This window comes from Accumulibacter sp., from assembly GCF_032229525.1.
Lineage (GTDB): Bacteria > Pseudomonadota > Gammaproteobacteria > Burkholderiales > Rhodocyclaceae > Accumulibacter.
On sequence record NZ_JAVTWB010000049.1, the window covers coordinates 50640 to 72381 of the forward strand.

Genomic DNA, 21742 nt, shown 5'->3' on the forward strand with positions numbered 1-21742 from the left:
GCTATCTGGTGCTTATGACGCGCCCGGCCAAGCAGGGGATGATGCTGGTGGCGGATGCGACCTTGTTGGTCTTCGCCGTCTGGGCAGCATATGCTATTCGCCTGGGCGAGTGGCATGTGCCAAACCGGGAACAAGCACTGCTGATGGCCGTGGCGCCGCTTCTGGCAACGCCGGTCTTCCTGAAAATGGGGCTTTATCGCTCGGTGATTCGCTACTTGGGCGAACAGGCGCTATGGGCGGTGGTCAAGGCGATGTCACTGGCCGCGCTGTTGTGGGCCGCGCTGGCGTTCATGACACAGATGACCGGCGTGGAAGGTGTACCCCGGGCTGTGCCGCTTCTCTACTGGATGATCGGGATGGTGCTGATCGGCGGTTTGCGCTTTGGGGCGCGCTGGGTTCTCTGGTTTCCGGTGCGGGATCGCTTTGCTGGCAGACAGGTACTGATCTATGGCGCTGGTGGTGCCGGGCGGCAACTTGCGGAATCACTGCGGCGTGGGCGTGATCTCTTTCCGGCCGGTTTTCTGGACGATGATAGTACGCTGCACGGGAAGGACATGGCGGGTCTGCGGGTGTATGCGCCGGAGCAGTTGCCTTCGCTGATCGAGCGCTTCGACATTCATGATGTCATCGTTACCTTGCCTTCGGCATCGGGCGCTCGACGGCGTGAGGTCGTCGGGTCCTTGGAGAAGTACCCTCTGCGGGTCCGCATCCTGCCGGCACTGACGGATATTGCAAACGGTCGGCACCTGGTGAATATGGTGCGCGAAGTCGATATCGGCGACCTCCTGGGTCGCGACCCCGTGGCCGCCGACCCGGCTCTGCTCGGGCGTTGCATTACCGGTAAGGCGGTTCTGGTGACTGGCGCAGGGGGGTCGATTGGCTCTGAACTGTGCTTGCAGATCGCCGCGCTTCAGCCGGGCAGACTGATACTGCTTGAAGCGAGCGAGCATGCGCTGTACCAGATCCACAGGGTATTGCGGTCCGTGCTTGACTGCGAGTTGGTCCCCTGTCTCGGATCGGTGGGCGACGCCGCCCTGGTATCGCACCTGTTGGCGAGCTACGGGGTTGAAACGGTGTACCACGCTGCCGCCCACAAGCATGTCCCAATGGTCGAGGCGAATGTCCTGGCAGGAGCGTGCAACAACGTGCTGGGCACCTTGGTGCTTGCCCGAGCGGCTTTTGATGCGGGCGTGGAAGCCTTCGTGCTGGTTTCCACCGACAAGGCGGTGCGCCCAACGAATGTTATGGGGGCCACCAAGCGCTGGGCGGAACTTGTCGTTCAGGGCCTTGCCCGACAGGCTACGATAGAAGCGACCGGCCAGCGCTTCTGTGCCGTTCGCTTTGGTAACGTACTTGGCTCTTCGGGCTCGGTGATTCCGCTGTTCAAGGAGCAGATTGCCCAGAGCGGTCCGGTAACGGTAACTCATGCCGAAGTGACGCGCTATTTCATGTCCATCCATGAAGCGGTGCAACTGGTGATCCAGACCGGCAGTCTCGCCGATGGCGGAGAAATCTTCTTGCTCGACATGGGCGAGCCCGTACGAGTTCTCGATCTGGCGCGGAACATGATCCGCCTCGCGGGTTATACCGTGCGCGACGAGGCCAACCCCGAGGGTGAAATTGAAATTGCCATCACCGGCCTGCGACCAGGCGAAAAGCTTTACGAGGAACTGCTGATTGCCAGCAGCAACGCGGTAAGCACCATGCACCCAAAAATCATGAAAGCCGACGAACCGTCTCTCGATTCAGATACTCTGGCCGGGTTGATCGAACAGTTGAACGCCGCGCTTGACGCGCGAGATGAAGCGGCAGTACGGATGGTATTGATGGCGGCGGCGGCAGACCAGGATTCTTGCCCCTGAGCCGAATCGGTCAATGCCTCTTGAACCCAAAAAAGCTTGCATGCGTCAAATTGTGCAAATATCGCGATCAGATGATTGGTTGATCCAGTGCGAGCTGTCCGTGTCGCGCGCGGCGTAGCCGGCAGCGGCGCCGACAGCGCGCCGCCGCTTCAGGCGGCCAGTCTCAGCAACTGACGATTGGAAATGCCCGGTCGGAGCCGGCTTTGGTAGAATGCCGCTTTGCCCCGGTTGCGCCACGTCCAATGACCCGCAAGATCCTCGTCACCTCCGCCCTGCCGTATGCCAACGGCGCAATCCACCTCGGTCATCTGGTCGAATATATCCAGACCGACATCTGGGTGCGTTTCCAGAAAATGCGCGGCCATCAGTGCTGGTACGTCTGTGCCGACGATACGCATGGCACGCCGATCATGCTTCGCGCCGAGAAGGAGGGGATCACCCCTGAGGCGCTGATCGAGCGCGTGCATGGCGAGCATACCCGTGACTTCGCGGGCTTCCACGTCGGCTTCGACAACTACTACACGACGCACTCCGAAGAGACCCGTTCCTGCGCCAACGAAATCTACGCGCGCTTGCAGGCTGCCGGCCTGATCGAGACGCGCGTCATCGAGCAGTATTACGACCCGCTCAAGCAGATGTTCCTGCCGGATCGCTATATCAAGGGCGACTGCCCGAAGTGCGGGGCGCAAGATCAGTACGGTGACAACTGCGAGAGCTGTGGCGCGGCGTACACGGCAAACGAGCTGAAGAACCCTTATTCGGCCGTTTCCGGCGCCAAGCCCGAGTTGCGGCTGTCCGAGCACTATTTTTTCAAACTCTCCGATCGGCGCTGCCAGGGTTTCCTGCGGCGCTGGACGCAGGGCGAGGGCCGGCTGCAAAACGAAGCCGCCAACAAGCTGCAGGAATGGCTGGGCGAGGTCGGCGAGAGCAAGCTTACCGACTGGGATATCTCGCGCGAAGCACCCTATTTCGGCTTTGAGATCCCTGGTGCGCCGGGCAAGTACTTCTACGTCTGGCTCGATGCACCGATCGGCTACATGGGCGCTTTCAAGAATCTGTGTACTCGCGAAGGCCTCGATTTCGACGAGTACTGGGGCCCGGAGTCGACGGCCGAGCTTTATCACTTCATCGGTAAGGACATCCTTTATTTCCATGCGCTGTTCTGGCCGGCTGAACTGCAGCACGCCGGCTATCGGACGCCGAGCAAGGTCTTCGCGCACGGCTTCCTGACGGTCGATGGCGCCAAGATGTCGAAATCCCGTGGCACCTTCATTACCGCCGACAGCTATCTGGTCCAGGGCCTCGACCCGGAATGGCTGCGTTACTACTACGCCGCCAAGCTATCGAGCTCGATGGAGGATATCGACCTCAATCTCGACGACTTCATCGCCCGCGTCAATGCCGACCTGGTTGGCAAGTTCGTCAACATCGCCAGCCGTGCCGCCGGTTTTATCGTCAAGCGCTTCGCTGGCCAGCTGTGCACCTGCGACGAATCACTGCCGGCGATCCAGGCGGTTCGTGATCGCCGTGCATTGATCGCCGAGCACTATGAAGCGCGCGAGTTCAGCAAGGCGATTCGCGAGATCATGGCGCTCACCGATATCGCCAACCAGTACGTGGATAGCGTCAAACCGTGGGAGCTCGCCCGCCAGCCGGGTCGTGAGGGCGAGCTGCAGGCGGCGTGCACCAACGCGCTGAACCTCTTCCGCCTGTTCACCATTCTGCTGAAACCGGTGTTGCCGGCGCTCAGCGCCAAGGCCGAAGCTTTCCTCAACGTCTCGCCCTTCGTTTGGGAAGATAGCAATTCGGTGCTCGCCGCCGGGCATGCGATCAACGCCTACCAACACCTGTTGACGCGCGTTGACAAGAAACAGGTCGATGCGCTGGTCGAGGCCAACCGTGAGTCGTTGACCGCCACTCCGCCTCCCGCGCCACAACGTCATGCCGAACAGCAGGAGAAAGCTGCCGCCGTTGCCGTCGCGCAGGTCGCCGTCGGTGCAAGTGCGGGGCCGCACATCAGCATTGACGACTTCCTCAATGTCGATCTGCGCATCGCGCGCATCGTCGAGGCGACGCAGGTCGAAGGCGCAGACAAGCTCGTCCGCCTACTGCTCGACATCGGTCCGCTGGGCACCCGGCAGGTCTTCGCCGGCATCAAGGCGGCTTACGATCCGGCGACACTGGTTGGCCGCCTGACGGTGATGGTCGCCAACCTGGCACCGCGCAAGATGAAGTTCGGCATCTCCGAGGGGATGGTCCTTGCCGCATCTGACGCTGACGGCCAGACGCCCGGCATCTTCCTGCTTTCGGCCGACGCCGGTGCGCAGCCCGGCATGCGTGCCAAGTAGCGCATCATGTATGCCCGCAAGCGCCCGCGCGTGACCTTGAAGGTCATGTTCTTTGCCCTCTTTGACGTCGCCGGCATGCTCGTCTTCTCGAGCGGTGCGATGTGGCTTGGCAGAGGACAGACCTTGTTCATCCCCAACTTCCCGACCAGCACGGCGGCCGCGCTGATCACGGTCGTCGTCGGGATTGCCCTGATGCTCTGGGGAACGGGCCAGATACTGAACGAGATGGCGAGAGGCGCGGCGAGCAACAGCGGCGACAGGCCCTGACGCCATCACGGTGCCCACGCGCATCCCGGTCGACGCGTTGCGGTAGAATGGCACCGCGCGGGCCACGTCGCAGTCCGTTGCCACAGCGATGTTCCGGCGCGATAGTCGCGCGGTCGTCGGACGATGTTGACCGACCCTACCGGCACGCTATTTTCCCCGACCGATGATTCCTGAAACTACCCCTATCGCCAGTCGCATGTCCGTGCCGCCCGTCAACCCATTCGCCGACTGCCTGGCGCTCGATCAGCGCCGGCTGCGCGCGCTGACCCGTGACCTTCGCCACGCCTTCGGCGCAAAACGCGATGCGCGGCTGGCCGAGCGCGACAGCCTGCTCGAAAAGTCGCGTGCGGCAGTCGAAGTCCGCCGTGCGCGGCTACCAAAGCCGGTCTTTGCCGACGATCTGCCGGTCAACCGGCGGCGGCTAGAGATTGCGGAGTTGATTGACCGGCACCAGGTGGTGATCGTCTGCGGTGAGACGGGTTCTGGAAAAACCACTCAGATTCCGAAAATCTGTCTGGAACTCGGGCGCGGAACGGCCGGATTGATCGGTCATACACAGCCGCGCCGGATCGCCGCGCGTTCGACGGCCGCACGTATCGCGTACGAACTGCAGAGCGATGTCGGCCAGCTGGTGGGCTACAAGATCCGCTTCAGCGACCGTACCTCGCCCGACGCCTTCGTCAAGCTGATGACTGACGGCATCCTGCTGGCCGAGACGCAGGGCGACGCCTGGCTGGAGCAGTACGACACGTTGATCATCGACGAGGCGCACGAGCGCAGTCTGAATATCGACTTCCTGCTGGGCTATCTCAAGCAGATCTTGCCGCAGCGTCGCGATCTCAAGTTGATCATTACCTCGGCGACGATTGATGCCGGGCGCTTCTCGCAGCACTTCGATGACGCGCCGGTGATCGAGGTCTCGGGGCGGCTGCACCCCGTCGAGCTGCGCTATCGACCGCTGCAGACGGACAAAGGCGAGCAGCCCGGCGACGACCAGCGTGATCTCTACCAGGCGATCGTCGACGCCTGCGACGAGCTGGATCGATGCGGGCCGGGCGATGTGCTGGTCTTTCTTCCTGGCGAGCGGGAAATTCGCGAGGCGGCCGAAGCGCTGCGCAAGCATCACCCGCCGCATACCGAGATTCTGCCGCTCTTTGCCCGCTTGTCGGCCGAGGAGCAGGGACGCATCTTCAAGCCGCATGTCGGCCGCCGCATCGTGCTGGCCACCAATGTCGCCGAGACCTCGCTGACCGTGCCGGGAATTCGCTATGTGGTCGATTCTGGTCTGGCACGCATCAAGCGCTATTCGTACCGCAACAAGGTCGAACATCTGCAGATCGAGAAGATCGCGCAGGCATCCGCCAACCAGCGCGCCGGGCGCTGCGGCCGGGTGGCGGCGGGTGTCTGCGTTCGCCTGTACGACGAGCAGGACTTCTCGCTGCGGCCGGCTTACGCAGAACCGGAGATTCTGCGCTCGTCGCTGGCTGGCGTGATTCTACGCATGAAAGCGCTACGTCTCGGTGAGATCGAGGATTTTCCCTTTCTCGAAGCGCCGCCACGCAAGGCCATCAGCGACGGTTACCAGTTGCTGCTCGAACTTGGTGCGGTGACCGAAGAGAACGCGCTGACGCCGACCGGCCAGGAACTGGCGAAAATTCCGCTCGATCCGCGGCTGGGGCGGATGATCATCGCCGCTCGCGACGAAGGTTGCCTGCGCGAGATGCTGGTGATTGCCGCCGCGCTGAGCGTACAGGACCCGCGCGAACGTCCGCAGGAGCGGCAGGGGAGCGCCGACGCCGCGCATCGGCAGTTCGCCGACCCCAAGTCCGAGTTCCTCTCGTGGCTGAAACTGTGGGATTGGTACCAGGCCGAGGTCGAGCACCGGAAGTCGCAGCGCAAACTGGTCGAGGCCTGTCACACGCACTTTTTGTCGGCGCTGCGGATGCGCGAGTGGCGCGACGTCCATGGTCAGTTGCACGCGTTGGCGGCCGAGCATCAATGGCGGCAGAATCAGGTGCCGGCGACCTACGATGCCGTCCACCGCGCCTTGCTGGCCGGTCTGCTCGGCAACATCGGCTTTAAATCGGAAGATTCGGCACACTATCTTGGTGCGCGTGGCATCAAATATCTGATCCATCCGGGATCGGCACTGCAGAAGAAGGCCGGCAAATGGATCGTCGCTGCCGAGATCAGCGAGACCACACGGCTTTTCGCGCGCTGTGTCGCGCGTATCGATCCCAAGTGGCTGGAGCTGGTCGGCGCGCACCTGCTCAAGCGCAGCCACTTCGACCCGCACTGGGAGAAGAAGGCGATGCAGGCGATTGCCTTCGAGCGGATCACGCTGTACGGCATCGTCGTTGACCCGTGCCGACGAGTTGATTTCGGGCCGCTGAACCCGCCGGCCGCACGCGAGCTGTTCATCCGGCGGGCACTGGTCGAAGGCGAGGTCAGCGAGGAGTTTGGTCGGCGCTGGGATTTCTTTACGCACAACCAGCAGCTGGTGCTGGATATCGAGACGCTGGAGCACAAGTCGCGCCGGCCCGACGTGCTGGTCGACGACGAGCTGATCTTCGCTTTCTACGATCAGATCATTCCCGAAGGCCTCTACAACGGAGCCGGCTTCGACAAGTGGCGGCGCAGCGCCGAACGCGAGCAGCCACGACTGCTGCATCTGGTGCGCGAGGACCTGATGCGCCATGAGGCTGCCGGGATAACCAGCGAGGCTTTTCCGCATCAGCTGCAGCTCGGGGGGGCCGACTACGAATTGGCCTATCACTTCGAACCCGGCAGCGCGCGCGACGGCGTGACGCTGACCCTGCCGCTGGCGCAGCTGAACCAGTTGCCAGCCGCGCGCTGCGAGTGGCTGGTGCCGGGCTTGCTCAAGGAAAAGGTGCTGCAGCTGGTAAAAACGCTGCCGCAGCGGATTCGCGCCAAATTGGTGCCGGTGCCGGAGTTTGCGGCCGAGTTCGTCGAACAGGTGCCGCCGGCAGACAAGCCTTTGGTGATGGCCCTGGTCGGATTCATCCTGCAAACGCGCGGACTCAATGCGCGCGGCTGGGAGATCACGCCCGACGCTTTTCGTCCGGACGCCGTACCAGCACACCTGAGCTTCAACTTTCGCCTGGTTGACGAAAACGGCCGCCAACTCGGCGCCAGCCGCAGCCTGGCTGAACTGCGCGGCGAGTGGGGGCGCGAGGCGAAGCAGGAGTTTTCTGATCTGCACGAAATGCCGGCCGAGCATTCGGGGATGACCGACTGGAGTTTTGGCGAGTTGGCCGAGCTGATCGAAGTCGACACTGGCAACGGCCAGACCGTGCTTGGCTACCCGGCGCTCACCGACGATGGCGACAGCGTTTCGGTGTGCGTTTTCGACTCGCCCGAGGAGGCACTTGAGGCGCATTCGGCGGGGCTGTTGAGACTGTTCATGCTGCAGTTTCGCGAGCAGCTGAAGTATCTGGAGAAAAACCTGCCGGGCCTGACCGAGATGGCGATGCAGTTCATGGCGCTCGGTACCCTCGAGGAGTTGCGACGACAGGTGCTGGAGGTGACTTTCATGCGCGCCTGCCTGGCCGAGCCGTGGCCGACCGATGCGGCGACATTCAAGCAGCGCTGCCTGGAGGCCAAGCCGAGGGTCGGGCTGCTGGCGCAGGAGATCTGCCGCCTGGTCGGCCAGATCCTCGGCGACTGGCTGGCGCTGCACAAGAAGCTGCCGGCTTTCAAGGCCTATGGCAGCACCGTACACGACATCGAGGGACAGCTGGCACGGCTGATCGGCAAGCGCTTCGTCGTCGAAACGCCTTTCGAACGCCTGCAGCACTATCCGCGCTATCTGAAGGCGATTACCTTGCGGCTGGACAAGGTGAAAGCCAGCGGCGCCCAGGGCGCGGCCCGCGACGCCCGCTTGCTGGCCGAGTATCTGCCGCTGTGGGCAAACTACCAGCGACGCGCCACGGTGTTGGCCAAGCAGGGCGTCAGCGAGCCGCAACTAGAGCAGTTACGCTGGTTGCTCGAGGAGTTGCGCGTTCACCTGTTCGCGCAGGAACTGCGCACACCGGCGCCAATTTCGATCAAGCGTGTGCAGAAGATGTGGGAATCCATGTGAGGAATGAACGTGTCGGTGGTGGGCAAGGAGATGCACAGTGACTGAGATCGTGCTGGCCATGGGGCGCAGCGTCAGGACGCTCGGCCGGGGGAGGGTCTGGCTGCTGTTCTTCGGGCCGGCGGTGGTCGCGCTGGTGCTCTGGGTTGGGCTGATGATGTTCGCCCTCGAGGGCGTGATTTCGACCCTCGTCGATCAACCGCCGCTGACCTGGCTGGTCGGATGGGGAGTCGCCTGGCTGGCGAAGCTCGGCGCAGTGCTCGGCGGCTGGCTGCTGATTCTTGCCGCCGCCTTCGTTACCGCGATGCTCTTGGCCGCGATCTTCGTGATGCCCCTGCTGCTCGACCACGTCGCCCTGGCCGATTACCCGGAACTCGCGCGGGCCGGCAAGGACAGCGTCACAGCGGGCGTCTGGAACAGCATTTCGGCGGCGCTGCTGTATGTCGTCGGCTGGCTGCTGACGCTGCCGCTGTGGCTGGTTCCCGGACTTGGCCTGCTGCTGCCGATCCTCTGGATGGCCTGGTTTACCCGCCGCACGTTTGCCTACGACGCACTTACTGTGCATGCCACCGAGCAGGAGTGGCGCGAGCTGCGTCGCCAGTACCGCTTGCCGCTGCTGCTGCTCGGCGTCATTCTGGCGCTGTTGGCGCACATCCCGCTGCTCGGCCTGCTGACGCCGACGCTGGCGGCTCTGGCCTACATCCACTTCTGTCTCGAGTCGCTGCGGCGCTTGCGGCAGGGGGCCCTGGTGGCGGTAATCAACGACCAGCCGGCGCTGACGGACGAGCAATGAATTTCGGCGCGATCATCATCGGCGACGAGCTCCTTTCGGGGAAGCGCACGGATCGACATTTTGCCAAGATCGCCGAGCTGCTGGCGCAGCGGGGTCTGCGTCTGTCGTGGGTCGAATACCTGGGCGACGACCGGGTACGGATCGCGGCGGCGCTGACCCGCAGCCTGGCCGCCGGTGATGTGGTGTTCAGCTTCGGCGGCATCGGCAACACGCCAGACGACCAGACCCGGCAGGCGGCGGCGGACGCGCTGGGCGTCGAGCTGGTGCTGCATCCGGATGCGGAACGTGAAATCCGTGCCCGCTTCGGCGACCAGATAAACGATGTTCGCCTGCTGCTGGGCACCTTTCCGCGCGGTGTCGACATCGTCCCGAATCCGTTCAATCGCATCCCGGGCTTCAGTGTGCGCGATCACTACTTCGTGCCGGGCTTTCCGCAGATGGCTCACCCGATGGTCGAATGGGCGCTTGACAGCTTCTACGCCGATCTTTTCCATCGCCACCCGAAAGTGGAGAAGGCGTTTCTCCTGACCGGCGCGAATAGCTACGAGAGCGCACTGCTCGACCTGATGGAACGAGTGGTCGCCGATTTTCCGACGCTGCGCCTGTTCAGCCTGCCGTCGATATCCGACGACGGCCAGCGGCGACATCTCGAACTAGGCGTCGAAGGCGAGAGCGGGTTGGTCGATCAGGCGATGGCCAGCATCCGGCAGGAAGTCGAGCGGCGCGGGATCTCCTGGCAGTGGCGACCGTAGTAGCCAGCCGCTAAAAAAAACCGGCGAACAAAAAACCCCGGCCGTGGCCGGGGTTCTGGTCGGCGCCTGGGTCAGGTGCCGTCGTTGGGTTACTGTTACTTCTTCGAGGTCAGGGCTGCTGCAGCCTGTGACGTGACGCTCGAGGCGGCCTTGATATTGGTGTCGACGATATCGGTCATCTGCTTGGCCATCTGCGAGATGTTCTCAAACGCAGTGGTCGAAGCGGTCATCATCTGCTTCATCGCTGCGCCAAACACGTCGCCGGCGACCGGGGCTGCTGCGGTCTTTCCGACGACGCCGGAAGCGGCCTGGGTCATGGCGCTGTATTGCTGCTCCATCACCGAAGTGATTTCACGCTGCATGTTGGCTGACAGGTCGTAGAGACCGCGCGAGTACTCCAGGAGCTTGTCAACATTGGGTTGCGCGAGCGAACCGGCGAGGCTGGTCAATTTCTTTGGATCCTTGACGTCCAACAGTTGCTGTGCGCCGCTGGCACTGTTGTTGAATAGTTCGCGGCTGGCGGCCAAATTGAGCGCGGACAGTTGCTCCATGCCGTGGAAAGCGGTACGAACCAGGGTCATCATGACCTGTGCGTTGGCTTTCTGGCTCTCGGCGAGTTGTTCGAGATTGATGGTATTCATGAATTCCTCCGTAGGTGGCAATGAAAAGGCGTGTGACGGATACTCGAGGACGCGTGAACACAGTGGCACGCTCGTTCTGCTCCCGTCATAGGTACAAGCATTCAGGCGATTACCGAGCGGCAGCTTCGCACGCCCTAAAAAGAAGCCCCCGCGCGATATCGGGGGGGCTCTTCACAAGCTTACTTCTTGGTCGCTGCGGCAGTGGCGCCAACGGCCTTGACGGTGGCGTTGGTGGCAGCGGCGACGTTTGATTCGGCGAGATCGGCAACCTGTTTGGCGGCCTTGTTCATGGTGTCGAAAGCGGAGGTCGCTGAGGCGATCGCGGACTTGACGGCGGAAACGGCAACGTCAGAACCAACCGGTGCGCTCTTGGCGGCTTTCTCGAGCAAAGCGAAGACCTGCTTCTGAAAATCGCTGAATTGCGCTTCGAGAAGCTTGGAGACTTCTTCCTTCGACTGCGCGGAGATCTCGTAGACACTGCGGGTGTAGGCGACTGCTTTTTCAAGGTTCGGTTGGGCAAGCGAAGCCTGCACGGAGAACAATTCCTGTGCGTTCTTGGCGCCGAGCATCGCTTTGGCGTTGGAAACGCCGTCTTCCAGCATCGAGCGGGCAGTATTCAGATTGAGGGCGGCGATACGTTCGGCGCTGGCCAGAGCCGTGTTGGCAAGGGTAAGCATGGCATCAACGGAAGCCTTGTTGGCGGCGGCGAATTGTTCGGGCTTGGTAAACATGGTCAATCTCCTAAAAAAGTGGGGTACAACATGTGCAATGTTTAACTCTCCGATCCGGGGTTTTTGGCGCCCAGATTTTTTGTTGCACTGCACCATGGGCTGAATTATAGACTTTCAGCGAAACTTGTCAACACTTTTTTGGTGCACTGCACCATATGTTCTAGTGTGTTGTTTTGTCTGCATGTTATCCCGTAAATGCAGCTGTGATGTCGGCGCTATGCGGGACATTGTTGCGCTGCGCGGCATTCTCGGCCGGTGTGCGGCACTGCTGTGGACCGCCATCGCCCTCCGCCCAAGCAGGCAAGACGGGCCGTGGTTCCAGAGCCCTCGCCGAGTGACGGGTCGGCGCGGTCCTCTGTTCGGGTAAGTGCTCGGCTAGCGGTCATGACATGTCGAGATATCCCAGATCATGAAAGTCACGACCGCCCCCCTCTCACTTGCAGTGCGCATTCCGGCTTGCACGCCGGAATCGTTCGCCGGGCAGGGAGCATGCTCCCTGAATGCCCCGCCTCACCCCGGCCCTTCTTCTCCCGCGCTGGGGAGAAGGGAGATTCGTGCGTCGCGTGCGCGACTTTCACATTAAGGAATGAGCCAAAGTCTTGCGCTGGGCGACCGTGCCAGCACGGTTGGAGCACCGGCCACTCAGTTGGCGCCGGGCTTGAGGGTCGCCGGCTTGCCGGTCTGCGCTGCCGGATTCTCGCTCTTGCCGCGCGGCTGGATGATCGCGCGCACCCGCGCCTGTGCGGCACCCGTGGCGCTCTTGGTGGAGCCTGCGCCAGTGGTGACGACGTATTTTTCATTCAGCGCATCATAGGAGATGTAGGGGCCCTTGACCTCGTCGAGTCCGCTCTTGACCCAGGCACGATTGAAGAACTCGCTCTTCTCGCTGCGCGCATCGTACTCGATACGCTCGGCCTCGCCTTCGATGTAATCGTCCCGTCCCTCGCGCTTCTGCCGGAAGCGGGCGAGTCCGTTGGCGCCGCCGGTGGCCACGCCCTTCTGGAAACCATCGGCATCCTGCGTCACTACCAGGCGATCGGTGAGGATTCGCAGCGTGCCCTGGATGAGGACCACGTTACCCTCGAGAATCTGGACCTTCTTGACGTCATCAATGCTCATCCGGTCGGCTTCGAGGTTGATCGGTTTGTCGCTGTCGGCCCGCTCTGCCTGCGCCGGCATCGAGAGAGCGATCAGGAAGCTGCTCGCGCAGGCGCAAAAATACGTGTTTTTCATGTCTAGCGTTTCTTCTTGGACGTGTGACTTTCAATTTGTCCGGTTACCGCGGACTCCAGTAGATAGGTCTGCAATTTATTATCGACCTGCATCCCGACCCCGCGGACCCAGGAGTCCCCTTGAGTGATCAGCACCGGGCTCTTGGTGAACGCCCTTTCTTCGTTGGTCAGCACCGTCAGTTGGGGCGTTTCGAGCGACAAGGGTTGCTGTTTGGCGGTGGCCGCACGTTGCATTTCGACTTTTTCGCTCAAATCCACCCGTTCACCTTTCGGGCTCAGATGACCATGGACGGCGCTGATGGTGACCGGTGGCTTGCTCGGGTGCAAGTACACCAGTTTCGGGCTGTCCATCTCAGTGGTGTCGTTATCGGGATAGTGACGAATCTCGTCCGCAAACAGGGTGTATTGCAGGTTTCCGGAGGGGCCGACCTTGCGTATGGTCGCGTCGGTAACGATGTAGTCCGGATCGTGGCGGTGTTTGCCGTCCCCGTGTGTTTCCGCCAAATCGGTAGCATAGCGCAGCCAGAAGGTCAGGGCAGCCAGAATCAGCAGAATGCTGATCGGCAGCGCCGCCGTGCTCCATTGTCTCATTGTCCGTCTACCGGTGGCAGAGACGCTGCCTGTGCAGCGGCGAGTTTGCCTTGCGTCTCGAGGTTGAATTCGCAGGCCTCGCGCACCGCAACCCGAGCGCCACCACGAACCGTGGTCAGTGAAGCATGTTGCTGTACCGAGGCATGACCATTCCGCGGGGTGGCGGAGAAAGCGCCGGCGTGCATCAGCGGCAGGTCGGGCACATCGTCGCCGATGTAAGCAGCGGCATCTGTGCTGAGAGAAAGCTCGGCCATCAAGCTTGGCCGGCGGACGCTGGCGTCTGCGTGATCGAGCGATGCTCCCATCAGATGACCTTCGCCTTGAAGAGGTCATGCATGTTGAGCGCACCGAGCAGAATCCCGCTCGGGTCGACCACCGGTAGCTGGTTTATCTTGTGCTGCTCCATCATCTCGACCGCTTCAACGGCGAGTCGGTCAGGGCCGATGGAGCGTGGCCCTCGCGTCATGATGTCGGCCGCGGAGAGTGTCCGCAAGTCCTGCCCCTTGGCGAAGGCGCGACGCAAGTCGCCGTCGGTGACGATGCCAATTACCTGGCGCTCTGACGTCACCACTGCGGTCATGCCAATACCACCCCGCGAGATTTCGAGAATCGCATCGGGCACGCTGGTCTCGGGAACGATTTCGGGAACCGCAGGCCCGGCGCGCATGACGTCGCGAACGTGCGTCAGCAGCCGACGCCCGATGGTGCCGCCGGGGTGAGAGCGCGCGAAATCCTCGGCGCCGAAACCGCGCGAGTCAAGCAGGGCGATCGCCAGCGCGTCGCCGAGAGCCAGAGCCGCGGTCGTACTGGCGGTTGGCGCAAGATTGAGCGGGCAGGCTTCCTGCGCGACAGCCGCGTCGAGGTGAACGTCCGACTCGATGGCCAGTGACGATTGCGGTTTGCCGGTGATGCTGATCAGCTTGGCGCCCTGCCGCTTGATAATTGGCACGATGGTCAGCAGTTCGGCGCTCTCGCCGGAATTGGACAGCGCAATCAGCACGTCATCGCGGGTGATCATACCCAGGTCGCCATGGGTGGCTTCTCCCGGGTGCACGAAATACGCCGGCGTACCGGTACTCGCCAAGGTCGAGGCGATCTTGCGCCCGACGTGGCCGGATTTCCCCATCCCGCTGACGATAACCCGGCCCTGGCAGTTGAGAATCAATGCCAAGGCTTGCAGAAAAGCACCGTCGATCCGATCAACCAGCGCCAGAACGGCATCGCCTTCGATGCGCAGGACCTGGCGGGCAAGGTCGAGCGCCTTTGCCGATGGCATTATTTGGTGCATTGGAAGGCAGCGGTTATCATCCGCCGAGTATAGCAGAAGCCCATAGCGCTGATAGCGCGCAGCCGCTCGCGACTTGACCACAAGGTCGCTACAAGAACCCAAGGGACAGATGGACACACTGCCAACGATTGTGATGCTGCTCGGTGCCTCGGTGGTCGCCGTGATCATCTTCCGCTCGCTCAATCTGCCACCGGTGCTCGGCTATCTGCTGGTCGGCGCGCTGATTGGCCCGCACGCCCTCAATCTGGTCGGCGGCTTTGCCGGCGCTCAGCATCTGGCAGAGTTTGGTGTCGTCTTCCTGATGTTCTCGATCGGGCTGGAGTTTTCTCTACCCAAGCTGTACGCCATGAAGCGCATTGTTTTTGGCCTCGGCCTGCTGCAGGTCGGGGCGACCATCGCGGTGGTGACCGGGATCGTTACCGCGTGGGGGATGAGTTGGCAGGAAGGCGTCGCACTCGGTGGCGTGTTGGCGATGTCATCTACCGCGGTGCTCACCAAGTTGCTGACCGAGCGTCTCGAACTCGACAAAGCGCATGGCCGTGAGGTGATGGGCGTGTTGCTGTTTCAGGATATCGCGGTGGTGCCGCTGCTGATCCTGATTCCATCGTTTTCGGAATCGCCGGAGCGGATGGCCACCATGATGGGGTTGGCCATGCTCAAGGCAGTCCTGGTGCTGTCGGTGGTGCTGTTCTTCGGCCAACGCCTGATGAACCGCTGGTTCTTCATCGTGGCCAGGGGAAAGTCAGCCGAGCTGTTCATGCTCAACGTCCTGCTGATTACCCTGGGCCTGGCCTATGTGACCGAGATTTCCGGCCTGTCACTGGCCCTGGGCGCATTTGTCGCCGGCATCCTGATCTCCGAAACCCAGTATCGGCATCACGTCGAAGAAGATATCAAGCCCTTTCGGGATGTCCTGATGGGGCTGTTTTTCGTCACCATCGGGATGATGCTCGACGTGCCGCTGGTGCTCACCCACGCACCGCTCGTGCTGGGTGTGCTGGGCGCGCTGCTGGCGGTCAAGTTTGCCCTGATTCTTGGCCTGTCGCGCCTGTTCGGATCGACCTTCGGTGGCGCGATGCGCACCGGTCTGTGGTTGTGTGCTGGCGGTGAATTTGGTTTCGTCCTGCTGTCGGAAATGCGCCAGCTTGGCCTGCTGCCGTCGCCGGTCCTGCAGGCGGTGCTGGCGGCACTGGTCCTGTCGATGCTGCTGGCGCCGCTGATTGTTCAGTACAGCAACCAGATTGTTCTACGTTTCGCCGCCAGCGAGTGGCTGATGCGCTCGATGCAAATGACGCAGCTGGCGGCGAAGACGATGAACACCGAGAAACACGTGGTGATCTGCGGCTATGGCAGAACCGGCCAGTATCTGGCCCGCTTCATGGAACAGGAAAGCGTCCCCTATCTGGCTCTCGATCTCGATCCCGAGCGTATCCGCGAAGCGACGGCGGCGGGCGAGAACGTCATCTATGGCGATGCCGCCCGGCGCGAAACGCTGGCCGCCGCCGGCGTCAGTCGTGCGGGCGTCTTGATCATCTGCTTCGCCGATGCGCGGGCAAGCGAGCGAGTACTGGAGCACGCTCGCGAGATCAAGCCGGATCTGCCGGTAGTGGTGCGTACGCTCGACGAAAAAGACCTCGATAACTTGCTGCAAGCAGGGGCCGCGGACGTCGTTCCGGAAGCGCTCGAAACGAGCATGGTGCTCGCCGCGCACGCGCTTCGCCATCTCGGCGTGCCGAACGCGCAGGTGCTGGAGCATTTTCGCCAGACGCGCAGCGGCCACTACCGGACGCTGCGCGGGTTCTTCCATGGCCAGAGCGATCTCGAAGACGATTCGCTCGACAGCGAGGAAGAGCGCCTGCATTCGATTCTGCTGGGCGATGGCGCGCACGCAATTGGCCGGACGCTTGGCGAGCTGGCGGTGCAGGCGCTCGGCGTGGAAGTGACGGCCGTCCGTCGGCGCAATATCCGGGCCCTGGAACCGTCGCCAGAAACCCGTTTTGACGTCGGTGATGTGGTCGTCCTGCTCGGCACACCGAGCGCCCTGGCGGCCGCCGAAGAGCGTTTGCTGCGCGGGTGAGGCAGGGCGCAGGATTGGTTCAGGCGGCTTGCTGCGTTGGCGCCCCGTCCGCCCGCGACCAGACAGACCAGGCCCCGGACGCTTCTTTCCTCACGGAATTCTTTCGTCAATATCCCACGCAGACCGTGTACGCGACGTTGTCCGCGATGTTCGCCGTGGGCGTGGGCACCGTACCACGCGCCGATCCATCGGGAACCGCCTGCACCGTTCCGGCAGCCGTGTTGCCGTCGTCCATGGTGCTGTCGATTTGCCTGACGAAACGGCCGAGAACGCCCGACGAGCAGACAAAGAAGGTGCCGCGCATGGCTGTTGCACCGGTGCCGATGTACGGCGCTGCCAAACCTGCGGCGCTGATCCCCGTCTCGATGCCGATAAAGCCGCCATCGGCATTGCGCGGCCGGTAGCCGGTATCGGTGATGACCGTCGCGCCGGCGGCCAGGTTGGCCAGCCGGACGTGCTGCCAGAAGAGCGAGGCTTCGCTGGTCAAGGTGCCGGCGCCGGTGGCTGCGCCGTCATTCCAGTTGCCGTCGATACGCCCGTTGTTCTGCGCGCACAAGCCCGCCGCGGCCGGGGTGCAGGCGGCCGCCACACCAGTACCAAAAGCAAGGTCCAGCTGGGTCTGTGACTGGTCACCAGGGAAGGACCTGAATCGATCCTGGTAGCCATAGACCAGGCTCGAGATGGTACGGAAGTCGCCGGCCATGTTCTTCACCTTGGCGCTGTTGATCAGTTCCTGGCCCTTCAGCACGCCACCGAGCAGCAGGCCGATGATGACGAGTACAATGGCAATCTCCACCAGGGTAAAACCCGACTGTTGCTTGTTCATTGCGTTCTCCATTCCACGTCGAAAGTCATGGTGAGTAAACAGCAATATTCGTGCCAGCCAAATGTCGCCAGTTTGGCTGTTAATAGCCGTCAACCTGTCGAGTTTTCGACACTGTTGTCGAGAGTCGGGCTGCTGCAGAGCCTCCGCAACGGTTCGCCTGTCGCCGCCGCGAGCAGTTGATGGCCCTGCTTCAGGGCCTGGCCGACACCTTGCGCCAGCGCCAGCGCTGGCTGCTGATCGCCTTGCTGGTGTTCCTGCATCTGGCGCTGCTGGCCGATACAGACAAGCTACTGAGCATGCTGTGCTGGCTGGTGCATCTCGGTCTTTTCATTCTCTGGCAGCCATTCATCCATGCCGAACGGCGCGTCGATTTCAGCGGCCTGCTGGTGATTACGCTGGTGCTGGTGGGCGGCATCGGCTTTTACGGTTGGTGGCTGCTGATTGTCTGGGTGGTCATGCTGGCGGCCCTGGTCGGCGGGCGCGTGATGTTCGTCGACCATCGGCCGACGCGGATTTTCTACCTGATCGCTTTTGCCTACCTTCTGGCGGCACTGCTTTTCTGGCTGGTGCCGCGGGTAGTGCCCTCGACTGCCTCGGTCGGGCCGTCGCTGGATCGCGAATTTGCCTGGGCAATGCCGGTTTTTCTGCTGGCAATGACCCTGCTGCCGCTCTCGCGAGACAGCGATCGGCCAGGCAGCGGCATGGTCGATCTGTTCTACAGTCTGTTCATTTTCCTGCTCATCGCGGTGATGGTGCTCGGTAGCCTGGCCTTCATGCTGCTGCGCCAATCGGGATATCTCGAGGCGGTCCTCAATACCTTGATGTCGATGGCGCTGTTGCTTCTGCTGATCGGCTGGACCTGGAACACGCGTCCGGGTTTCACCGGTATCGACGTCTTTTTCTCGCGCTATCTGCTGACCATTGGCCTGCCTTTCGAGAATTGGCTACATCGCCTGACCACCCTGGCAGGCAGCGAAAGTCATCCCGAAAAATTCCTTTCGCAGGCCCTCGAGGAGATGCTCGAACTGCCCTGGGTAGAAGGGGGCAGTTGGGTGGCGGGGACGCGGAGTGGTACTTTTGGCACTGAATCGCGCTTTCACCAGGATTTTCCCGGCCAGCCACTACGGCTTGCCCTGCACACCCGCCACAAGCTCAGCCCGGCACTCGTCTGGCACTTCCACCTGCTGGCCCAACTGGCCAACGAACACTATATCGCCAAGCTGCGTGCCCGCGAGTTGCAGCAGGTCAGCTACCTGCGTGCGATACATGAAACCGGCGCGCGTCTCACCCATGACGTGAAGAACATGCTGCAGTCGCTGAACAATCTGTGCTACCTGGCGCAGACACCAGCTGGACAGGAGGGCAAGCGGCTCGATCTGCTGCTGCAGCGCCAATTGCCGCAAATCACCCAGCGCTTGCAGCAGACGCTGGCCAAACTGCAGAAGCCGCAGAGTGAGGCGGGGGGCGAGTTGCCGGCCGAGATGTGGTGGAAGATCCAGCAGCAACGCTACGCCGGCTTGTCGGTCAGCTTCGTCGCCACAGACCTTGGCCCGGATGTGCTCGTGCCGCTGACCCTGTTCGACAGCGTCACCGACAACCTGCTGCAGAATGCGTTGCTCAAGGGGCAATCGGAAAGCGATCTGCAGGTGCGGGTGAGCCTTGAGGCCGGCGCATCGGTGCTGAGTGTCTGCGATAGCGGTAGTGCGATTAGTGACGAGATTGCAGGCGACCTGCTGCGCGCGCCGGTAGTTTCGGAGAGCGGCCTTGGCATTGGCCTCTACCACGCCGCGCAACAGGCCGAAAGCTGTGGCTACGAACTGCGCCTGGTCTGCAACCAGCCGGGCAAGGTGTGCTTCGAACTGCGGCGTCTCGATTCGACGACCCTGCCGAAAGCCTAGGCACTGCCAGCGTTTCCCGTTCGACGGCCGATCAGGCGATAGACGACCATGTTCCCCTTGCCCTTCAGGTGAATCGACTGTCCTTCGTCAAAATCGAAGCGATTGCGCAGGCGCAGGTAGGTTCGCTCATCCACCTGGACCATGCCGGGAACACCTTCCGAGGTCACCCGGCTGGCGATGTTCACCGTATCTCCCCACAGATCGTAGATGAACTTCTTCTTGCCCACAACGCCGGCCACTACCGGGCCGGTGCCGATGCCGATGCGTAGCTCGAGGCGCATCTCGTTGATGTTGAAGTCATTGTGCAGCAGGCGAGACATCTCCAGCGCCATATCGGCCAGTGCCCCGGAATAGTCCTCGTCGCGTGGGTCGTTGAGGCCACCGGCCACCATATAGGCATCACCGATGGTCTTGATCTTCTCCAGACCATAGGTTTCGGCAAGCTCGTCGAAGCAGGAGAAGATCTTGTTCAGCATGGCAAACACCTGCTGCGGCGTCAGTCCCTCGGCAACCCGGGTGAAGTTCACGATGTCCGCAAACATCACCGAAACGTCGGCGAAGCCATCGGCAATCGGCTCGTGGCTGTTCTTCAGGCGTTCGGCAATCGGCGCCGGCAGGATGTTGAGCAGCAGCCGCTCGGAACGCTCCTGTTCGATCTGCAGCAAGCCATGCGCCTCCTGCAATCGTTTCTGGACGCGGTGTTTCTCGCTGTCCGAGTAGCGAAGGAGCAGATAGACGATGGTGGACACCGCCGTGAAGTTGAGCGCAAAAAAGAAAGCCGTGGTGTGCGCGGGCACCGCGTTCTGGGCTGTGCGTAGCGAGTCGGCAAGGTAGTAGTCGAAACCACCGGACATCAAGGTCAGGAAGATATAAGCGAAAAACCACGCCCCCGACTCCCGGGTGCCGATGAATAGCACCGCGCCGATCGGTGCCAGCAAGGCCCACAGGCTGATGCCACTGGCGGTGATGAAGCTGCCGATGCTCCATTGCGCAACAAAGGGCGTGAACAAGAACAGCGACAGCTGGATCAGGCGGAAGGCGTTGAAATTCAGCGTCTTCAGGTACACCAGCAGATTGCCGACGAGCAACAGTTGCAGGGCAAAAGGCAGGTTGGAAGAGAAGCGGGGCCCGAGTTGCCAGTAGATCGACAGCCAGACCATCGAGGCCAGGCTGATCAGGCCGGTGGCAAAAAACAACAAGGTCTTCTGCAGGCGCAGCTCTTCGGAATCGCTGGGCGCGATGCCGGCGTTGCGTAGTCGGTCGAGGAAGGTCCGGTAGCCGCTCATGATGGTCGTCACCGGCGCGCTTACGGCAGCTTGCCGGCGGTAATCATGCGGTTAAAGAGAACGGCGGGCGGCAGCCAGACGACTTCGTCGTCGTAAGTGGGGCCCGAACCTCGCTTGACGAAAAGCGGATTGGCAGTGCTGGTACCGCCAGCCGTCAACTGGTTGGTTGCTTCATCGGGGTCGGCGCCAACGGCCAGCTGCGTACCCTGCGGCGTGTAGGCGCCGTTGCCATTCTTGCCGTGGGAAACCACCACTGCGGGTAGATTGCTGGCGATGGTGACACCCCCGGTGGAATTGACCGTGAGATCGCCTGTCGAGCAAAGCAAGAAGCCCGCGTTCGCTGGCGTTGTGAACCCTCCGCATGCAGGTGAGGTTCCTATGGCGCGCCCAAATGCTTGTGTCACGCGGTAGGTATAGCGTCGCCCCCAGGCATCGGTTTCTTCGAGTCCGAGCGTTCGCCAGGGTAGGACCCCGGCCGCATTGGTGCAAACGCTGGGCGTTGTCGGAACCTCCAGTCCGGCGCCAGCAGCGGTGGTAGCGGTGGTGGCCAGGGCCGGGCAGGGCAAACGACCATTGACAACGGCAAATCCGAGTAGTGCCTCGCGGATTTCCGCCATCGCGATCCTGGTGTCGCGCCTGTTGCCGGCATCGACCTGCTCGGACAGCGGTACGAGCATCGTCCCGACCACCAGGGCGACGATGACCAGGACGACGGCCAGTTCGGTCAGCGTGAAGCCTCGGCCGATCGACAGCTGGCAGCGCAGTCGGGTCACGGCAGGCACCTGATCAAGTCCGTCGAAGGCGAGCGGAAATCGAAGGTTGACGCACCGCTGAAGGTGGTCGCGGTGGCTATCGGTGCATTGAAAGAGGAAGCGTTCGCACCTTCGAGATAGTTGTTCTTGTCCAATTTTTCGGTCGCGTTGTTACGACTCTGACCAGTCGTCCGGCGACCGCCAAAGATCACGACGCGATTGCAGTTCGCCGACAGTACGCCGTCAATGGTGATCTGTGCGGGCGTCGGCAACTGGGTCAGGAGCAGCATTTCCTTCCA

General features: G+C 62.1%; 18 protein-coding genes. 8 read left to right on the top strand and 10 right to left on the bottom strand.

Features of this window, described 5'->3' with window-relative positions; all coding sequences use genetic code 11:
• Nucleotides 1–41: 41 nt before the first annotated feature.
• The 6 genes from RUW20_RS03350 to RUW20_RS03375 all read left to right on the top strand — a co-directional run bounded on the left by RUW20_RS03350 (nucleotide 42) and on the right by RUW20_RS03375 (nucleotide 10121).
• Nucleotides 42–1862: a polysaccharide biosynthesis protein gene (locus RUW20_RS03350; RefSeq protein WP_409559294.1), complete on the top strand. Its 1821-nt coding sequence runs from the start codon at nucleotides 42–44 to the stop codon at nucleotides 1860–1862.
• 242 nt (nucleotides 1863–2104) lie between these two features.
• Nucleotides 2105–4210, top strand: coding sequence for a methionine--tRNA ligase (gene metG, locus RUW20_RS03355; protein WP_313950780.1), 2106 nt, complete (start codon nucleotides 2105–2107; stop codon nucleotides 4208–4210).
• A 6-nt stretch (nucleotides 4211–4216) separates the two neighbouring features.
• A complete protein-coding gene (locus RUW20_RS03360; RefSeq protein WP_313950781.1) occupies nucleotides 4217–4477 on the top strand; it encodes a hypothetical protein in 261 nt (86 codons plus the stop codon).
• Nucleotides 4478–4673: 196 nt separating this feature from the next.
• Complete coding sequence (gene hrpA, locus RUW20_RS03365) at nucleotides 4674–8579, top strand: ATP-dependent RNA helicase HrpA (protein WP_313950782.1); 3906 nt, start codon at nucleotides 4674–4676, stop codon at nucleotides 8577–8579.
• Nucleotides 8580–8616: 37 nt separating this feature from the next.
• Nucleotides 8617–9369: an EI24 domain-containing protein gene (locus RUW20_RS03370; RefSeq protein WP_313950783.1), complete on the top strand. Its 753-nt coding sequence runs from the start codon at nucleotides 8617–8619 to the stop codon at nucleotides 9367–9369.
• Complete coding sequence (locus RUW20_RS03375) at nucleotides 9366–10121, top strand: competence/damage-inducible protein A (protein ID WP_313950784.1); 756 nt, start codon at nucleotides 9366–9368, stop codon at nucleotides 10119–10121. The genes RUW20_RS03370 and RUW20_RS03375 overlap by 4 nt, the downstream gene beginning before the upstream one ends.
• 95 nt (nucleotides 10122–10216) lie before the next feature.
• On the opposite strand, the gene RUW20_RS03380 is transcribed toward RUW20_RS03375, so the two are convergent.
• The 6 genes from RUW20_RS03380 to RUW20_RS03405 form a co-directional block, all read right to left on the bottom strand.
• Nucleotides 10217–10762 carry a phasin family protein gene (locus tag RUW20_RS03380; protein ID WP_313950785.1) on the bottom strand — a complete coding sequence of 182 codons (546 nt, stop codon included), beginning with the start codon at nucleotides 10760–10762 and terminating at the stop codon, nucleotides 10217–10219.
• A gap of 179 nt (nucleotides 10763–10941) precedes the next feature.
• Nucleotides 10942–11493, bottom strand: a complete 552-nt coding sequence (locus RUW20_RS03385; protein ID WP_313950786.1) for a phasin family protein — start codon at nucleotides 11491–11493, stop codon at nucleotides 10942–10944.
• Nucleotides 11494–12135: 642 nt separating this feature from the next.
• Nucleotides 12136–12726: a lipopolysaccharide transport periplasmic protein LptA gene (gene lptA / locus RUW20_RS03390; protein ID WP_313950787.1), complete on the bottom strand. Its 591-nt coding sequence runs from the start codon at nucleotides 12724–12726 to the stop codon at nucleotides 12136–12138.
• Nucleotides 12727–12728: 2 nt separating this feature from the next.
• Nucleotides 12729–13316, bottom strand: coding sequence for an LPS export ABC transporter periplasmic protein LptC (lptC, locus tag RUW20_RS03395; RefSeq protein ID WP_313950789.1), 588 nt, complete (start codon nucleotides 13314–13316; stop codon nucleotides 12729–12731).
• Nucleotides 13313–13570 (bottom strand): hypothetical protein, encoded by a 258-nt coding sequence (locus RUW20_RS03400; RefSeq protein WP_313950790.1) that lies wholly within the window; start codon nucleotides 13568–13570, stop codon nucleotides 13313–13315. The genes lptC and RUW20_RS03400 overlap by 4 nt, the downstream gene beginning before the upstream one ends.
• A 50-nt stretch (nucleotides 13571–13620) precedes the next feature.
• The gene (locus tag RUW20_RS03405) at nucleotides 13621–14604 is read right to left on the bottom strand and encodes a KpsF/GutQ family sugar-phosphate isomerase (RefSeq protein WP_313950791.1); all 984 of its coding nucleotides are present in this window, start codon (nucleotides 14602–14604) and stop codon (nucleotides 13621–13623) included.
• 109 nt (nucleotides 14605–14713) lie between these two features.
• Between RUW20_RS03405 and RUW20_RS03410 the strand changes: the two genes are divergently transcribed.
• Nucleotides 14714–16681, top strand: coding sequence for a cation:proton antiporter (locus tag RUW20_RS03410; RefSeq protein WP_313950792.1), 1968 nt, complete (start codon nucleotides 14714–14716; stop codon nucleotides 16679–16681).
• A 106-nt stretch (nucleotides 16682–16787) separates the two neighbouring features.
• Here the strand turns inward: RUW20_RS03410 and RUW20_RS03415 are convergent, their stop codons facing one another.
• Nucleotides 16788–17507 (bottom strand): prepilin-type N-terminal cleavage/methylation domain-containing protein, encoded by a 720-nt coding sequence (locus RUW20_RS03415; protein ID WP_313950793.1) that lies wholly within the window; start codon nucleotides 17505–17507, stop codon nucleotides 16788–16790.
• A 179-nt stretch (nucleotides 17508–17686) separates the two neighbouring features.
• Between RUW20_RS03415 and RUW20_RS03420 the strand changes: the two genes are divergently transcribed.
• Nucleotides 17687–19405 (top strand): sensor histidine kinase, encoded by a 1719-nt coding sequence (locus tag RUW20_RS03420; protein WP_313950794.1) that lies wholly within the window; start codon nucleotides 17687–17689, stop codon nucleotides 19403–19405.
• Here RUW20_RS03420 and RUW20_RS03425 read toward each other — a convergent pair.
• From RUW20_RS03425 to RUW20_RS03435, 3 genes are all read right to left on the bottom strand, one after another.
• On the bottom strand, nucleotides 19402–20691 hold the full coding sequence (locus RUW20_RS03425; RefSeq protein WP_313950795.1) for an adenylate/guanylate cyclase domain-containing protein: 1290 nt from the start codon (nucleotides 20689–20691) through the stop codon (nucleotides 19402–19404). The genes RUW20_RS03420 and RUW20_RS03425 overlap by 4 nt on opposite strands.
• A 20-nt stretch (nucleotides 20692–20711) precedes the next feature.
• Nucleotides 20712–21464, bottom strand: coding sequence for a prepilin-type N-terminal cleavage/methylation domain-containing protein (locus tag RUW20_RS03430; RefSeq protein ID WP_313950796.1), 753 nt, complete (start codon nucleotides 21462–21464; stop codon nucleotides 20712–20714).
• Nucleotides 21461–21742 (bottom strand): hypothetical protein (locus tag RUW20_RS03435; protein WP_313950797.1); only part of this gene is annotated, 282 nt, incomplete at its 5' end. The genes RUW20_RS03435 and RUW20_RS03430, both read right to left, overlap by 4 nt.

What these genes read in the sequence shown, in the direction of transcription:
- RUW20_RS03350 (WP_409559294.1), top strand. Translation starts at nt 42, where the DNA reads ATGCTGGTGGCGGATGCGACCTTGTTGGTCTTCGCCGTCTGGGCAGCA.
- metG (WP_313950780.1), top strand. Translation starts at nt 2,105, where the DNA reads ATGACCCGCAAGATCCTCGTCACCTCCGCCCTGCCGTATGCCAACGGC.
- RUW20_RS03360 (WP_313950781.1), top strand. Translation starts at nt 4,217, where the DNA reads ATGTATGCCCGCAAGCGCCCGCGCGTGACCTTGAAGGTCATGTTCTTT.
- hrpA (WP_313950782.1), top strand. Translation starts at nt 4,674, where the DNA reads ATGTCCGTGCCGCCCGTCAACCCATTCGCCGACTGCCTGGCGCTCGAT.
- RUW20_RS03375 (WP_313950784.1), top strand. Translation starts at nt 9,366, where the DNA reads ATGAATTTCGGCGCGATCATCATCGGCGACGAGCTCCTTTCGGGGAAG.
- RUW20_RS03380 (WP_313950785.1), bottom strand. Translation starts at nt 10,762, where the DNA reads ATGAATACCATCAATCTCGAACAACTCGCCGAGAGCCAGAAAGCCAAC.
- RUW20_RS03385 (WP_313950786.1), bottom strand. Translation starts at nt 11,493, where the DNA reads ATGTTTACCAAGCCCGAACAATTCGCCGCCGCCAACAAGGCTTCCGTT.
- lptA (WP_313950787.1), bottom strand. Translation starts at nt 12,726, where the DNA reads ATGAAAAACACGTATTTTTGCGCCTGCGCGAGCAGCTTCCTGATCGCT.
- lptC (WP_313950789.1), bottom strand. Translation starts at nt 13,316, where the DNA reads ATGAGACAATGGAGCACGGCGGCGCTGCCGATCAGCATTCTGCTGATT.
- RUW20_RS03400 (WP_313950790.1), bottom strand. Translation starts at nt 13,570, where the DNA reads ATGGCCGAGCTTTCTCTCAGCACAGATGCCGCTGCTTACATCGGCGAC.
- RUW20_RS03405 (WP_313950791.1), bottom strand. Translation starts at nt 14,604, where the DNA reads ATGCACCAAATAATGCCATCGGCAAAGGCGCTCGACCTTGCCCGCCAG.
- RUW20_RS03410 (WP_313950792.1), top strand. Translation starts at nt 14,714, where the DNA reads ATGGACACACTGCCAACGATTGTGATGCTGCTCGGTGCCTCGGTGGTC.
- RUW20_RS03415 (WP_313950793.1), bottom strand. Translation starts at nt 17,507, where the DNA reads ATGAACAAGCAACAGTCGGGTTTTACCCTGGTGGAGATTGCCATTGTA.
- RUW20_RS03420 (WP_313950794.1), top strand. Translation starts at nt 17,687, where the DNA reads ATGGCCCTGCTTCAGGGCCTGGCCGACACCTTGCGCCAGCGCCAGCGC.
- RUW20_RS03425 (WP_313950795.1), bottom strand. Translation starts at nt 20,691, where the DNA reads ATGAGCGGCTACCGGACCTTCCTCGACCGACTACGCAACGCCGGCATC.